The following is a 13,393-nucleotide window of genomic DNA, read 5'->3' on the forward strand; positions in this document are numbered from 1 at the left end:
CCGACACTAGCATCGATATAGTGCCAAACCCCTATAGCAGCAGCGCCCGCCTCAGTATTGGGGCGGGCGCTGCTGCTATAGGGGTTACTGCGCCACCTCATGCGGCAGGCGGTAATGCAGCAGCGTAGTGCCATCGGGCCAGGTTTGGGTGCGCAGCAGCTCGGTAGCCTGTGGGTGAGGCTGAGGCCGCCAGAGCGTAATGCCCGAGCCCAGCAGCTGAGGCACAATGAACAGCATAATCTCATCAATGAGGCGGGCGGCCAGCAGAGGCGCCGCCAGCGTGCTGCCCCCAATCAGCCAGATGGTGTTGCCGGGCTGCTGCTTTAGTTTACTAACAAAGCTGGTAGGGTCTTCGGATACAAAATGCACGGAGGGGTGCGCCGGCTCAGTGGGCGGGCGGTGCGTAAAAACGTAGTTGGTAAGCGTGGGGTAGGGCCACTCCCCGAAGGTGAGCACCTGCTCGTAGGTAGCCCGACCCTGCAGCGTAACGTCGGCCGTGGCCAGAAAATCAGCATAGCCGTAGTCCTCGCCGGGGGGCGGAGTCGGCAGCCATTCAACGGAACCATCAGGAGAGGCAATGTAGCCATCGAGGCTAGTCGCAATGTACAGAACGACTTTACGCATGGGTGGGAGGTAGTGGTTGGGTGGGAGTGGTAGGCAAACGAGGGGCAGGGCCACTAGCCGCGCAAGCCGCTAGTGGCATAGATCAGGAGCGAGGAAAAGGAGCAGAATAACCCAGCTTGGCGCAGTTGGCTACTGCCAGCAAGTGGGAGAAGTTCTAACTAGCTGTAAAATACAACTTCTTTCGTCGCGGCAAGCACTTTTGGCTGGCGCCTTGGTGTTTGGCGTTTCTTTCAACTGTGCCAGGTTTTATAAGGTTGCGCCCGAACCTAAAACAGCCAGCGCGGCCTCCCAGTGCTACCAGCAAGCCTAGTTGCGGACTGCTGCCTACCTTCGCAGTAGCAGTTGCCTGTTGGCCGTTGAGGCCAGCAAGAATGTGACTGCGCCTGAACCACGCAACCTGCCCGGGCGGAGCGCTAGTGCACGGGCCTGAAACCTTATTCGTCTTTTTTGATTTCTGCTGCTATGGCCGAAGAACTGCACCTCGATACAACCCTCACCAAAGCGGAGCAATACCGCCAGCTACTACCCCAAATTGAAGCCCTAACCACCGGCGAGCCGGACTTGGTGGCTAACCTGGCTAATACTGTGGCAGCCCTGCGGCAGGCTTTCGGCTTTTTTTGGGTTGGTTTTTACCTGGTGAAGCAAGATGAGCTGGTACTAGGTCCTTTTCAGGGGCCAATTGCCTGCACCCGCATCCGGCGCGGTAAAGGCGTGTGCGGCAGCAGCTGGCAGCAAGCTGCTACACTGCTAGTGCCTGATGTAGAGGAGTTCCCCGGGCACATTGCCTGCAGCTCCGATTCCAAATCGGAAATTGTAGTGCCCGTCATCAAAGATGGCCATGTAGTAGCCGTGCTCGATGTGGACAGCGACAAGCTCAACGATTTTGACCACGACGACCAACTGGCCCTTGAGCAGCTGATGCCGCTGGTAGCCAGTTGGTTTTAATTCCGCGTGGGCTGAAGCTTCGGGGGGCTAGCTGAAGTATGCCGCCTGAGTCTGGACTAAGGTTCAGGCCACCACGAGGCCTAGGGTTCTGCCCAGCACCCCAACATCCGTGCTAGGGCTGGGTTGGCAACCAAGGCCGGTGCTGGTGCGTTGCAGAACCTTCCTGTATCCGGCCGTTTATCCATCCTTTCTGCGGTCTTTCTTTTGCTCCTGTATGCCGCCTAGTGCCCTTGCTCTGAGAACTGTTGAAGTAACCCGCTACGTCACGCCACTGCGGGAAGGTGGCTCCCTACCCGCCCTGGCCGAGGCCGACGATGAGTTCCTGTACGTGCTCAAGTTTCGGGGCGCTGGGCAGGGCGTGAAAGCCCTGATTGCGGAGCTAATTGTGGGCGAAATGGCCCGTGTACTGGGTTTGCGAGTTCCAGAGCTGGTGTTTTGTGAACTGGATGTGGCCTTTGGCCGCAGTGAGCCCGATGAGGAAATTCAGGACCTGTTGCGCGCCAGCACCGGGCTCAACCTAGGCCTGCACTACCTCTCGGGCGCCAGCACTTATGACCCCCTAGTGAATACCATTGAGCCCCGGCTCGCTTCCCAAATTGTGTGGCTTGACAGCCTAACGCTAAACGTAGACCGCACCGCCCGCAATACCAACCTACTGATGTGGCACAAGGAGCTCTGGCTGATTGACCACGGCGCCGCCCTGTATGTGCACCACGCCGGCCCGGGCTGGGCACAGCCAGAAAAGCACCGCACCTTTGCCCAGGTGAAAGACCACGTGTTACTACCCCAGGCCAGCGAGCTAACCGCCGTTGATGCCGAAAGTCGCGCGCTTCTTACCCCAGAAATCCTCCGGACTATCGTAGCTACCGTTCCTGAGGAGTGGCTGCAAGTAGCCGCTGGCCCTGATAGCACTGCCCAGGAGCAGCGTGAGGCGTATATACAGTTCCTGGAGGCCCGCCTGGCCACCTCCGACCTTTTTGTTCAAGAAGCTCAGCATGCCCGCAATGCACGTATTTGAGTATGCCGTGTTGCGCGTGGTGCCCCGCGTAGAGCGTGAGGAATTCCTCAACGTTGGGGTAATCCTGTATTGCCGCGAGCAGGGCTTTTTGCAAGTTCTCGTCGCACTGCCCGAAGCACGCCTGCAGGCATTTACTAGCTCCGAATCTGCCCTGAACCTCGAGGACCTGAGGGCGCGCCTGCACTCGTTTGAGCGAATCTGTCAGGGGCGCGCAACCGGCGGACCTATTGGGCAACTGCCCATTGCCGAGCGGTTCCGCTGGCTCACCGCCACGCGTAGCACCATTGTGCAAACCTCGGCGGTGCACCCGGGCCTCTGCGAAGATGCCGCTGCCACCTTAGCGCGCTTATTTCAACAACTAGTAGCGTAGCAGCACTTGTTTATTCACCGCTGAGCGTCAGTCCTGCCTTCTCTAGGTCCGGAATGGCGCTCAACCCTGTGTAAGGTGCGGCCAAGGCCAACTCGTTACACTTGCTTATCTGCAAAAGAAAAAGGCCAAACAATTCGTTAGAATTATTTGGCCTTTTCGGAGGTAGCGGGGACTGGACTCGAACCAGTGACCTTTGGGTTATGAGCCCAACGAGCTACCAACTGCTCCACCCCGCACTGTTTGGTAATACAAATGTAAGAGGCTTTTTGGGAAATCCGCATAGTGGTGTCGCAATTAGCGTGAATTGAGGCTTTTTAGGCTGAGTATCAGCTATAAAAAATTTATAATGGTAGCAGTGGAGTTCAAAGTAGGTACATGATTTTGGGTGTGTTAGTTTTTTATGGAGGCTCAACCGTAAGGTATCCTGATCTATCTGTACTTCTTATAACACAAACATGAACCCCTCCTTCCTCCCCTCCCTTCGTTGGGCAGTGCCCATGGTGGCAACTGGCCTAGCACTAGCTTCCTGCAACTCGTCGCAAACCAATGAGTCGAAGTCGGCTACGGCTATTGCTACCGACTCGATGATGACAGCTCCCGTTGATTCTGTCAGCGGCAGTGCTTCAAAGGCCATAAAGCCAGCCGGCCCGAAACCGGCCTGGGCGCCCACCATTGCCCCTGAAATGCAAACAGTAATGGAGGCCCTGGCCAGCCTCAATCCGAAACCTATTGAAACCCTTTCAGCAGCGGAGGCGCGCAAGCAGCCGGGCCCTAAAGAAGCGGTAGAGAAGGTAATGCGCGACAACAGCATCCCGATGCCGGCTTCCACTGCTGACACTACCAGCCGCATGGTGATGCCCGGTGTGAAGGTTAGAATTTATACCCCGCGCAATGCCAGCGGCCCTTTGCCCGTAGTAGTGTACTACCACGGCGGTGGCTGGGTAATTGCCAACCTAGATGCCTATGACGCTTCGGTGCGGGGATTGGTGGAAAAAACCGGCGCCATCTTCGTGTCGGTAGCGTACCGGCAGGGGCCGGAGCACAAGTTCCCAACTGCCCACAACGATTCGTTTGCGGCTTACCAGTGGGTGCTGCGGAACGCTGCTTCTTTCAATGGCAACCCACAGAAGATAGCCGTAGTAGGCGAAAGCGCCGGTGGCAACCTGGCGGCGGCCGTGAGCATGATGGCGCGCGACAAAAAGGTAATGCTGCCCAAACATGAGGTATTGGTATACCCCATTGCCGGCTACGACCTCAATACGCCCTCTTACCAGCAGAATGCGCAGGCTAAGCCCCTGAATAAGCCCATGATGGCGTGGTTCTTTGAAAACTACCTGCGTGGCACCGCCGACGGGAAAAACCCGATGATTTCGCTGGTAAATGCCAATCTTAAAGGTCTGCCGCCGACCACGGTAATTACCGCCAGCATCGACCCGCTGATGAGCGACGGAAAAATGTTGGCCGATAAGCTGCAAGCTGCCGGTGTGGCTACCCGCTACCAGAACTACGAAGGCGTTACGCACGAGTTCTTCGGGATGGCCTCCGTAGTGCCCCAGGCTGGTCAAGCCCAAGAACTAGCTGCCAGCGAGCTTAAGAAAGCACTGCAATAAGCAGTCAGCATGAATAAGGCAAAAGCCTCTGCTACCTGATAGCAGAGGCTTTTGTAGTTAATAGCACTAGGTTGATTCAAGCAGTCAACCTAGTGCTAACAAGGTTTGACGCTGTGTAAAGGGTAGTACCCTGGGTTAAAAGCGGCTGGTGATGCCAAAGTGAATTTTACCCGAGTTGAGCCCAAACTTCTGCTGCTTGTCGCGGCCTAGGGCGTACACAAACTGAAACTGTCCGGCCCCGGTCCGGAAGCTTAGGCCGGCTCCTAGCCCGGTGGGCGTATCCTGTGGCACGGGGTCGGCAGGTAAGTCGCGGCGGAGGTACGCCTGATCGACAAACAAGAATACATACGCATCACTGCCCGTAAACTGACGGTATTCGGCGGTGCCAACGGCGTACTGGCTGGCGTAGAAGTTCAACTCATTAAAGCCGCGCAACGTCGCTAGGCCTCCCACCCGAAACAAGTCGTTGAGAAACAGGCGCTGGTTGATGAGGGCTTCGCCGCGCAGCCGGGCTAGCAGCACGCCGGCACGCCCCACCCGCACGTACTGCTCAATGCGGGTGCCCAGGCTTACTTGGGTAGAGCGCAGCGGAATACCTTCGTATAGGCTCTCGTTCAGGTCGGAGTTTTTGCTGATCGTTTTTGTGCCAATGGCCGCCTGCCCGCTAGCCAGCAAGCCACGCCGCGGAAAGTACACGTCGTCCAGGGTGTTCCAGGCGTATTCCAGGCCATATGAAGTAAACCGCGAGTCGATATTTTCGGGCAGTACAGTGGCCTTGTACAGCAGCGAATCAATCAGCCTGGAGTTGCGCCATTCCACGAACACCGACACGCGGCCGGCTTGCGCGGTAGGGTACACGGCCTGCAGGCGGGGCTTCAGGGTCAGGAACTGGTCGTTTTGCTTGAGCAGATTGAAGGAGCCGTTCAGCTCCAGCGGCGTACCAAAAAATGCTGGGTGCACGTACTGCGCATCTAGCAGCTGCGACGTCGGGTCAAGCTTGCGCCACTGCACCCCAATGCCCTTGCCGCCCCCACTGATGTTGCGTAGGTTGATGGTCACGTCGCCGGTAATCTGCACGCGTTTTTGGCCGGCCAGCGGGTTGGGGTTGGGTAGCACGCCCACAATAGCATCAAACTGATTGGCTGTGCGGTCTTCGAGCAGAAAGTATACCCGCGCCCGCCCTTTGGCAAAGCGTACTTCGGGTTCGGCCTTAAGTTGGAGGTAGGGAAGTTGCCGCAAGCGCCGCGTGGCTTCCTGAATGCGCAGTTGACTGAACGGCTGGTTGGGCTCAATCTGTAGGTATTTGGCCAGAAACCGGGCCCGCGTTTTGGTTTTGCCCACCAGCTGAATGGAATCGAATACCACGGCAGGCCCGCGGCGCAGCACTATGCGCCCTTCCACGTCAGTACCTTCCATTGACAAGGAGTCGAGGCCAATGGTGGCAAACGGGAAGCCTTGGTTTTCAGCTTCGTGTAATACACGCTCCTGCAATTGGGCCCACTCTTGGGGCCGGAAGGGTTGCTGCTGAAACAGCTTTTCGCGGTAGCCGGCCCTGGTAAGCAGCCCGTCGCCGAGGTTGCCGTTGCGCAGGCGTGCCCACCGAAACTTCTCGCCCAAGTAGAGTTGCACGCGCACCGTGTCGCGGCTCCAGCGCAGCTCATCGGCCGAGGCCGTGAGGTAAGCATCGGTTTGCAACGCCAGCACTAGGGTCCGGATTTCGCGTAAGGCCGCCAACGAATCGGGCAGTACAGTGCGGTATCGATAGGCCCGTAGCGTCGGTTGGTCGCTAGGTTCAGTTTGCAGCTGAAGTGTAACCGGGGGCCTACTGGGCTTTAGGGCGGGTGCCGGCCGCTTTCGGGTGGTATCGGGGGGTAGTGCAGCGGCTGGGCTAGCCGGCAGGGGCGGCGCAGCAGGGGTGAGCGGCGCCGTTTGTTGCGCCCAGGCGCGGGAGCCACTGCCTACAGCAAACAGCAACAACCAGAAAACGAGGGCGAGGGCGTACATTTGAAGTCTGAAACGCGAAACGCCGCGTTTAATTTCCCGAAAGGTATTTCTCTGTCGTCAATTCGACGCCTATTCTGCCGAAGCCACAGAACGTAGCGCCCTTGGTTACTGTTCCGGCATTATTCGCGGCACCCATTGCCCGCCCCCGAACGACTCTCGCGCCCATGTCTGGCCTCTACCTCCACATTCCCTTCTGCAAGCAGGCCTGCCATTACTGCGACTTCCATTTCAGTACCTCTATGGCCCTGAAAAGCAGTTTGGTAACGGCTATTACCCAGGAGCTGGCTTTGCGCCGCGACTACCTGGGGCCTACCGCCACGCTCAATACCATTTACTTTGGTGGCGGTACACCCTCTTTGCTTACAGCAGCGGAACTGGATTCGATTTTTGAGGCCATCCACCGGCACTTTCGTGTCGCGACCGATGCAGAGATAACCCTGGAAGCCAACCCCGACGACCTAACGCCTGAAAAAGTACGCGAGCTGGCAGCGTCGCCCATTAACCGCCTAAGCATTGGCTTACAAAGTTTCCACGAGCCTCACTTGCGCCTGATGAACCGGGCGCACTCGGCGGAGGAGTCTCGGGCGGGGGTGTTGCGGGCGCAGGATGCCGGCTTCGAGAATATTTCGGTGGATTTGATTTATGGTGTGCCCGCACCCGACCATAGCATTTGGCAGCAGGATATGGCCGTGGCGTTTGGCCTGCAGGTGCCACACCTGTCGTGCTACGCCCTCACCATTGAGCCCGACACGGTGTTTGGCCGTCAGCTCCGGAAAGGCAAGTTTGTGGCCCCAACCGATGAGTTTGTGGCGCAGCAGTTTGAAATGCTCCTGTCAGAAATTGAGCGCCACGGCTATCAGCAGTACGAAATCAGCAACTTCTGTAAGCCCGGCCGCGAGTCGCGCCACAACTCGGCATACTGGCGCGGGGTGCCTTACCTGGGGTTGGGGCCTAGCGCGCACTCCTTTAACGGCGAAAGCCGACAATACACAGTAGCCAACAACCCCCAGTATGTAGCGGCCGTGCTGGAGCGCCAGCAGGTGCCAGCCACCGTGGAAGTGCTGAGCCTCCAAGACCGGGCCAACGAATACCTGATGACCAGCCTGCGAACTGCTGGCGGCTGCAGCCTGAGCCACCTGCGCGACGCGCTAGGGGTAGATTTGCTCGCAACCCGAGCGGCCTATCTGCACGAGCTCCAAACCACGGGCTTGGCTACCTTGGATGCCAGCGCCACCCTGCGCCTCACCAACCAAGGCAAGCTGCTCGCCGACCATATCACCTTGGAGTTATTTCAGGGCTAGCGAGTTCCGTATTCGGTAACGCATAGGAACCAGCAGATATAGCTATGCTTTATGGGAAGGTCTGCTCAAAATGCCAGCAAAAGCACTAATTTCCGGCATTCCTCTATCCTTTTCCCTATGGTTGAGCGGGCACTGGTGGCAGCACGCGCCCGCAATTTCCTCTGAGCCTAGGGTGCTTTCAGGCTCAAGTCCGTGATTATGAGAAGACTAATAGACGCTCTGGCCGACGACACGGATTTCTTTATCGAGCAGGTGCAGATAACTGCTATTGTCTTCGATAATTCTGATGACGTCACCATCTGGGCAACTACCAATTTCGATCAGGAGCCCCACTTCTTCCATCTGGGCCTGCCGTTTCAGCTGTTGGATCTGTTGCTGCGGCTAGCAGGCCCGCGGGCCGAAGAACTGCAAGAAGACATTGCCGACGCCCTGGCCACGGTGCACGAGTGGCCCTGCCTGCTGGAGTACAACAGCGAAGCCGACCCGCCCGTGCTGCTGCCCAACGTGGCCCTCAAGCTTTCGTGCACTTACCCTGCCGATGAGCCCTATGAAGAAGGCGACGACGACGAAACCTTTGATATCAGCATGGCCGCTGACCTGGAGGATGCCGAGGAGTTTGAATCCAGCCAGCCCCACAACATTTTCTACCTCGAGGGCGTGTTCCTGCGTATTGAGCCCTAAATACGCTGCCGTATCCTGTTACCTATGTTTTACCTTTTTCCCGGGCTAGGGGCCGATGAACGGGTGTTCCGGAACCTGCTGCCGTTGCTCAATGGCGAGGCACACGTGATGCAGTGGCTCACACCTACCCCTCAAGAGCCCCTGCGGCACTATGCTACCCGTATGGCGGAGGCCATTCCGCAGGAGGCAGAGGGGTTGTTGGTAGGCGTTTCGTTTGGTGGGGTGGTGGCCTTGGAAATCAATCGGTTGCGGCCGCGCATGCGCACCGTACTTATCAGCAGTATTCCCGATGCCAGCTGCCTGCCGCCTTTGCTGCAGCTGGTGCGGTTTACGGGTGTGCATCACCTAGTGCCGCCGCAGTTGCTGAAGCTGTTTCCGCGAGCAGGACAGTGGTATTTCGGGGTGGAAAACGGCGAAGAATACCGGCTCTTCAAACAGATCTTGCAGGATATGGAGCCAGTGTATACCCGCTGGGCCATTCATTGCCTTCTGCACTGGGACAGCACCCACGTGGGCCGCAGCATCCAGATTCTGGGTACCCACGACCGAGTATTTCCGCCCGGTCCCACCCCGGTAGAGTATCTTATTCGGGGCGGCGGCCACTTCATGGTGGTTAGCCACGCCGAAGAGATTAGCCGGATACTTAATAAGCTCAATACCAATGAGGTAAAGGTAATGGCCGCGGAGAAGAAGGTCTGAAAACGAACTTCCGTATCCACGCCTCCTGGCACTTCGCCACCCTTAAGGGGCTAGCAGCATCTGCTGCTGAATGCACCTCACGTAGTTTTCTGCACTTCCTTTCTCATGCTTGCTACCTACCCCCATCAAGGCCGCAGCTTTGCCTTCGACCCTACCGCTCCGCTGGATATATCGTTGCCGCTGGCCCCCGGCGAGCAGCAAGTAAACTGCTTCTGGGCCGAGCCCGTGCAATTTGATGTGATTCGGGTGGGAAGCTTTGTAGGCAGTGTGGCCGAGGGTGGTAGTACCAACTACAAGCGGGTGCACCTCACGCCCCACGGCAACGGCACTCATACCGAGTGCTACGGCCATATTTCGGCTAGCCCCGCCGCCACGCTCAACCGCTGCCTGCGCCGCTTTCTGTTTGTAGCGCGGCTTGTTTCGGTGCAGCCGCGCCCCCAGCCCAACGGCGACGAGGTGGTGATGCTTGACGATGTACGGCGCGAGCTGGAAGGCGGCCCCGATGCCGCTATCCGCCCCGAAGCCCTGATTTTGCGCACGCTGCCCAACCACAAAGCCAAGCGTACTAGGCAGTACTCGGGCACCAACCCCACCTACCTGGAGCCGGCCCTGGCGCACTACCTGGCTGAGCACCACATCGAGCATTTGCTGCTTGACCTGCCGAGCGTAGACCGGGAAGAAGATGGCGGCGAACTGCTGGCGCACCATGCCTTTTGGCGCTACCCCGCCGCTACCCGCGAGCACGCTACCATCACAGAGCTGATTTTTGTGCCTGATGAAGTGGAAGACGGCTTATTTCTGCTTAATCTGCAAATTACTAGCCTTGAGCTCGATGCCAGCCCTAGCAAGCCCATCCTGTACGCCCTGCGCTAGCACTCACCTTCCGCCTTACTTTTCAGCTTTTCAACGATGCGCACAACTACGCTGTATGGTGCCTTGGGGCTTTTTGTTGGCATACTGGCCGGGTGCGCCCGGGGGCCGGTAGCTTCCACAAGTGGTTCAAGTGACTCTGGCGGGCCGGGCCTAGGAGCAATCCGGGAAGATGACCTGCGCCGCGACCTGTTTGCCATTGCCGACGACAGCTTCCGCGGGCGCCGGGCCGGCACCGCCGATGAGTTGCGGGCCGCCGTGTGGGTAGCCGAACGCGCCCGGCAAGCCGGATTGGAGCCCGCCGGCGACGATGGCACCTACTTCCAGTTTTATCCGCTGCGGCGCATCACGGTGGCCGCTACCTCCCGCCTGCTGCTCAACGGCCAGCCCCTGGCCCTGTGGCGCGATGCCTGGGTGACTACCCCCATGAATGCCCGGCTCAGCGGCCCAGTAGTGTGGCTCAATACCCTGGCCGATACTGTGCGCCGCGACCTGCGAGGAAAAATTGTGGCAATGCCCATTGTACCGCCTGCCCCGCTGCCGGCTCCCAAAATGAGTCTCTGGGGTATGCGCTACGCCCTAGCTGCCATTAATCAGCAAAGTGTTGCGCTGCGGGCCCGTGGAGTAGCGGGTATTGTACTGGCCGCTGATGCCACGACGGAGCCGAACCTGGATTTTGTGGGGCACCGCTACGAGGACGGCCAGTACCTGCTGCCCACTATGCTAGCGCCGGAAGCGCCCGTGCCGGTGCTGCTGGTGCGGCAAGCAGTAGGCGCTACGCTCCGCAAATCGGGTGCGCGCCTACAGGCCGAGCTGGAAAAGAACGACTTCGAGTATCCATCCGTGAACGTGGTAGCGCGCGTAGCCGGCACTGACCCCGCCCGGCGACAGGAGCACGTGCTCTTCAGCGGCCACCACGACCACGATGGCATTGGCAAGCCCGTAGCCGGCGACTCCATCTGGAACGGCGCTGATGACAATGCTACCGTGACGGTGGCCCTGCTGGCCATTGGTAGGGCCTGGAAACAGCGGCCCGGGGCTCGGTCGGCGCTGTTTGTGTGGCACGGCGCCGAGGAGCGCGGCCTGTTGGGCTCGCGCTGGTTTGCTGAGCACCCCACCGTGCCAAAGTCCTCGCTGGTAGCAGTGCTCAATGGAGATATGATGGGCCGCAATGCCCCAGACTCCGCAGCACTGCTTGGTTCTATTCCGCCTCATCGCAACTCCCGCGCTCTTACCGAAATGGCCCTGCAAGCCAACCAACGCACCGCGGGCTTCAAGCTTGATACCTCCTGGGATGAAGCCACCCACCCCGAAGGCTGGTACTTCCGCTCCGACCATTTACCCTATGCCCGCGCCGGCATTCCGGCCGTGTTCTTCACCACCCTGCTGCACCCCGACTACCACACGCCCCGCGACGAAGCCTCCCGCATCGACATCGGCAAGCTTACCCGCATGACGCGCTGGATGTATGCCACCGGCTGGCTGGTTTCCGAGGCCTCCGAACGCCTAAAGGCGGACCCTGACTTCAAGCTGGAACGGTAGCCACGAAAGCCAACTTCACCCAACGTAAAACGCCCGATTCTCACGTGAGAATCGGGCGTTTTGCTGCTATGTTAATACGAGAGTCGGACTAATTCAGCCACACGGTCAGCAGCATTTCGAAGCGGTGTGGGCCGTAGGCATTGTAATAGGGCGCTTCGCCCTCAAAGCCAAGCACGTGCACCAGCGGAATGCCCTCCGTGTGCGAGTCCACTACCCGAACGGGGTACAGCTGGCCTTCTTCGGGCCAGTCGCCCACGTGGTTGTAGGGGCGCTGGCTGGCATCTACGCAACGCGCGTAATCAACAAAAGGAGCATGACGGGTAGCTTCCGCCAGGGTAAGATTAGCAACTTCGTACTTTGGCATGGTGTGTCGTTCTACAGATATGAGGCCTTAGGCAGAGTGCTACCCCTCCGAAGAGCGGTAACCCGGGCCAACGGATGATGAGAGCAAAAGCCTGCGGGGTATTCCGTGCCAACGGTACGGGCTCCGGACGGACCTAGTCAGGTAGCAATGCTTACCGTCCAACGCATCGGCGCGGCGCATTGTTCGACTAAACTAACCGGATTTTTTCTGTTCCAAGCAAATCCTTGCTATCATACAACCTTATCTTGACTGGTGTCAAAAGTAGGTAACTATTTGTTGTTCAGATTGTAGTGAGTCGATGGTAAGCTCCGCAGTTTTTCGGCGCTGAACTCCGGCGTAATGTCGCGCTGCGGGGTGCCTAGCATTTCGTAGCCTACCATAAACTTGCGGACAGAGGCCGAGCGCAGCAGCGGCGGATAGAAGTGCATGTGCAGGTGCCACTCGGGGTGCTCTTGGCCATCGGTGGGGCGCTGGTGCAGCCCCGCGGAGTACGGGAAAGAGATGTTGAACAGGTTGTCGTAGCGGATAGTCAGCTGCTGCAGGGCCTCAGCAAAGGAGTCCTTTTCGGCGTCGGTCAGCTGCTCAATGGACTGTACATGCCGGCGCGGCAACACCAGGGTCTCGAAGGGCCATACCGCCCAAAATGGCACTACTACTACCCAGTGCTCGGTTTCCAGTACCACGCGCTTTTGCTCGCGCAGCTCCAGGGCCAGGTAATCGGAAAGCAGGCTGCGGCCGTGCTCCTGGAAGTAGGCAGCCTGCTGCACCGACTCTTTGGCAGGTTCCACCGGCACTGTGCGCTGCGACCAAATCTGGCCGTGCGGGTGCGGGTTTGAGCAGCCCATAATGGTGCCCTTGTTCTCAAAAATCTGAACGTAGTTGATATCGGGTAGGGCGCCGAGCTCCAGGTACTGCTCCACCCACACATCTACTACCCCCCTGATAGCCGGCAACTCCATTTCCGGCAGGGTCAGGTCGTGGCGCGGCGAGAAACAGATTACGCGGCAGATACCCGATTCGGCTTCGGCCCGCAACAGCCCCTCCACGTTAATGCCGCCCGTGGGCACATCAGGGGTGAGGGCGCCAAAGTCGTTATCGAAAACAAACGTGCCTTCGTAAGCCGGGTTTACCTCGCCATTGGCGCGCGTGTTGGTGGGGCAGAGGTAGCAGGTAGGGTCGTAGGCCGGACGCACTTCCGGCTCCGCCGATTCCTGCTGGCCCTGCCAGGGGCGCTTGGCGCGGTGCGGCGAAACCAAAATCCATTCTCCGCTCAGCGCATTGTAGCGGCGGTGAGGGTGCTCGGTGCTATCAAAATCGGCCATGAGAAGCTGAGGTAAGTAAGAGAAACGTGCCGGTTGGGCAGCA

Annotated in this window: 13 protein-coding genes and 1 tRNA gene; 9 read left to right on the forward strand and 5 right to left on the reverse strand. The window is 58.7% G+C overall.

What is annotated here, in order from left to right:
* Nucleotides 1-84: 84 nt before the first annotated feature.
* Nucleotides 85-624: a dihydrofolate reductase family protein gene (locus ACYVGU_RS14445; RefSeq protein WP_460622644.1), complete on the reverse strand. Its 540-nt coding sequence runs from the start codon at nucleotides 622-624 to the stop codon at nucleotides 85-87.
* Between the two features lie 462 nt (nucleotides 625-1,086).
* On the opposite strand from ACYVGU_RS14445, the gene ACYVGU_RS14450 reads away from it, so the two are divergent.
* From ACYVGU_RS14450 to ACYVGU_RS14460, 3 genes are all read left to right on the forward strand, one after another.
* Nucleotides 1,087-1,569, forward strand: coding sequence for a GAF domain-containing protein (locus ACYVGU_RS14450; RefSeq protein ID WP_460623398.1), 483 nt, complete (start codon nucleotides 1,087-1,089; stop codon nucleotides 1,567-1,569).
* 214 nt (nucleotides 1,570-1,783) lie between these two features.
* On the forward strand, nucleotides 1,784-2,587 hold the full coding sequence (locus ACYVGU_RS14455; protein ID WP_460613322.1) for a HipA family kinase: 804 nt from the start codon (nucleotides 1,784-1,786) through the stop codon (nucleotides 2,585-2,587).
* On the forward strand, nucleotides 2,565-2,957 hold the full coding sequence (locus ACYVGU_RS14460; protein WP_460622645.1) for a DUF3037 domain-containing protein: 393 nt from the start codon (nucleotides 2,565-2,567) through the stop codon (nucleotides 2,955-2,957). The genes ACYVGU_RS14455 and ACYVGU_RS14460 overlap by 23 nt, the downstream gene beginning before the upstream one ends.
* A 163-nt stretch (nucleotides 2,958-3,120) precedes the next feature.
* Here ACYVGU_RS14460 and ACYVGU_RS14465 read toward each other — a convergent pair.
* A tRNA-Met gene (locus tag ACYVGU_RS14465) sits at nucleotides 3,121-3,193 on the reverse strand.
* A gap of 219 nt (nucleotides 3,194-3,412) precedes the next feature.
* Between ACYVGU_RS14465 and ACYVGU_RS14470 the strand changes: the two genes are divergently transcribed.
* Nucleotides 3,413-4,567: an alpha/beta hydrolase gene (locus ACYVGU_RS14470; RefSeq protein ID WP_460622646.1), complete on the forward strand. Its 1,155-nt coding sequence runs from the start codon at nucleotides 3,413-3,415 to the stop codon at nucleotides 4,565-4,567.
* Between the two features lie 135 nt (nucleotides 4,568-4,702).
* Here ACYVGU_RS14470 and ACYVGU_RS14475 read toward each other — a convergent pair whose 3' ends face one another.
* A complete protein-coding gene (locus tag ACYVGU_RS14475; RefSeq protein ID WP_460622647.1) occupies nucleotides 4,703-6,571 on the reverse strand; it encodes a BamA/TamA family outer membrane protein in 1,869 nt (622 codons plus the stop codon).
* Between the two features lie 164 nt (nucleotides 6,572-6,735).
* On the opposite strand from ACYVGU_RS14475, the gene hemW reads away from it, so the two are divergent.
* The 5 genes from hemW (at nucleotide 6,736) to ACYVGU_RS14500 (ending at nucleotide 11,664) form a co-directional block, all read left to right on the forward strand.
* Nucleotides 6,736-7,872, forward strand: coding sequence for a radical SAM family heme chaperone HemW (hemW, locus tag ACYVGU_RS14480; RefSeq protein WP_460622648.1), 1,137 nt, complete (start codon nucleotides 6,736-6,738; stop codon nucleotides 7,870-7,872).
* Nucleotides 7,873-8,070: 198 nt separating this feature from the next.
* The gene (locus tag ACYVGU_RS14485) at nucleotides 8,071-8,553 is read left to right on the forward strand and encodes a hypothetical protein (RefSeq protein WP_460622649.1); all 483 of its coding nucleotides are present in this window, start codon (nucleotides 8,071-8,073) and stop codon (nucleotides 8,551-8,553) included.
* A gap of 24 nt (nucleotides 8,554-8,577) precedes the next feature.
* Nucleotides 8,578-9,252, forward strand: coding sequence for an alpha/beta fold hydrolase (locus ACYVGU_RS14490; protein WP_460622650.1), 675 nt, complete (start codon nucleotides 8,578-8,580; stop codon nucleotides 9,250-9,252).
* 105 nt (nucleotides 9,253-9,357) lie between these two features.
* Complete coding sequence (locus ACYVGU_RS14495) at nucleotides 9,358-10,125, forward strand: cyclase family protein (protein WP_460622651.1); 768 nt, start codon at nucleotides 9,358-9,360, stop codon at nucleotides 10,123-10,125.
* Between the two features lie 36 nt (nucleotides 10,126-10,161).
* On the forward strand, nucleotides 10,162-11,664 hold the full coding sequence (locus ACYVGU_RS14500) for a zinc-binding metallopeptidase family protein (RefSeq protein WP_460622652.1): 1,503 nt from the start codon (nucleotides 10,162-10,164) through the stop codon (nucleotides 11,662-11,664).
* An 88-nt stretch (nucleotides 11,665-11,752) separates the two neighbouring features.
* On the opposite strand, the gene ACYVGU_RS14505 is transcribed toward ACYVGU_RS14500, so the two are convergent.
* Together ACYVGU_RS14505 and ACYVGU_RS14510 are read right to left on the reverse strand one after the other, a co-directional pair.
* Nucleotides 11,753-12,028 carry a hypothetical protein gene (locus ACYVGU_RS14505; protein ID WP_460613337.1) on the reverse strand — a complete coding sequence of 92 codons (276 nt, stop codon included), beginning with the start codon at nucleotides 12,026-12,028 and terminating at the stop codon, nucleotides 11,753-11,755.
* A gap of 269 nt (nucleotides 12,029-12,297) precedes the next feature.
* On the reverse strand, nucleotides 12,298-13,350 hold the full coding sequence (locus ACYVGU_RS14510) for a galactose-1-phosphate uridylyltransferase (RefSeq protein WP_460622653.1): 1,053 nt from the start codon (nucleotides 13,348-13,350) through the stop codon (nucleotides 12,298-12,300).
* Nucleotides 13,351-13,393: the final 43 nt, after the last annotated feature.

It is taken from the genome of Hymenobacter tenuis (assembly GCF_054780495.1).

What these genes read in the sequence shown, in the direction of transcription:
- ACYVGU_RS14445 (WP_460622644.1), bottom strand. Translation starts at nt 624, where the DNA reads ATGCGTAAAGTCGTTCTGTACATTGCGACTAGCCTCGATGGCTACATT.
- ACYVGU_RS14450 (WP_460623398.1), top strand. Translation starts at nt 1,087, where the DNA reads ATGGCCGAAGAACTGCACCTCGATACAACCCTCACCAAAGCGGAGCAA.
- ACYVGU_RS14455 (WP_460613322.1), top strand. Translation starts at nt 1,784, where the DNA reads ATGCCGCCTAGTGCCCTTGCTCTGAGAACTGTTGAAGTAACCCGCTAC.
- ACYVGU_RS14460 (WP_460622645.1), top strand. Translation starts at nt 2,565, where the DNA reads ATGCCCGCAATGCACGTATTTGAGTATGCCGTGTTGCGCGTGGTGCCC.
- ACYVGU_RS14470 (WP_460622646.1), top strand. Translation starts at nt 3,413, where the DNA reads ATGAACCCCTCCTTCCTCCCCTCCCTTCGTTGGGCAGTGCCCATGGTG.
- ACYVGU_RS14475 (WP_460622647.1), bottom strand. Translation starts at nt 6,571, where the DNA reads ATGTACGCCCTCGCCCTCGTTTTCTGGTTGTTGCTGTTTGCTGTAGGC.
- hemW (WP_460622648.1), top strand. Translation starts at nt 6,736, where the DNA reads ATGTCTGGCCTCTACCTCCACATTCCCTTCTGCAAGCAGGCCTGCCAT.
- ACYVGU_RS14485 (WP_460622649.1), top strand. Translation starts at nt 8,071, where the DNA reads ATGAGAAGACTAATAGACGCTCTGGCCGACGACACGGATTTCTTTATC.
- ACYVGU_RS14490 (WP_460622650.1), top strand. Translation starts at nt 8,578, where the DNA reads ATGTTTTACCTTTTTCCCGGGCTAGGGGCCGATGAACGGGTGTTCCGG.
- ACYVGU_RS14495 (WP_460622651.1), top strand. Translation starts at nt 9,358, where the DNA reads ATGCTTGCTACCTACCCCCATCAAGGCCGCAGCTTTGCCTTCGACCCT.
- ACYVGU_RS14500 (WP_460622652.1), top strand. Translation starts at nt 10,162, where the DNA reads ATGCGCACAACTACGCTGTATGGTGCCTTGGGGCTTTTTGTTGGCATA.
- ACYVGU_RS14505 (WP_460613337.1), bottom strand. Translation starts at nt 12,028, where the DNA reads ATGCCAAAGTACGAAGTTGCTAATCTTACCCTGGCGGAAGCTACCCGT.
- ACYVGU_RS14510 (WP_460622653.1), bottom strand. Translation starts at nt 13,350, where the DNA reads ATGGCCGATTTTGATAGCACCGAGCACCCTCACCGCCGCTACAATGCG.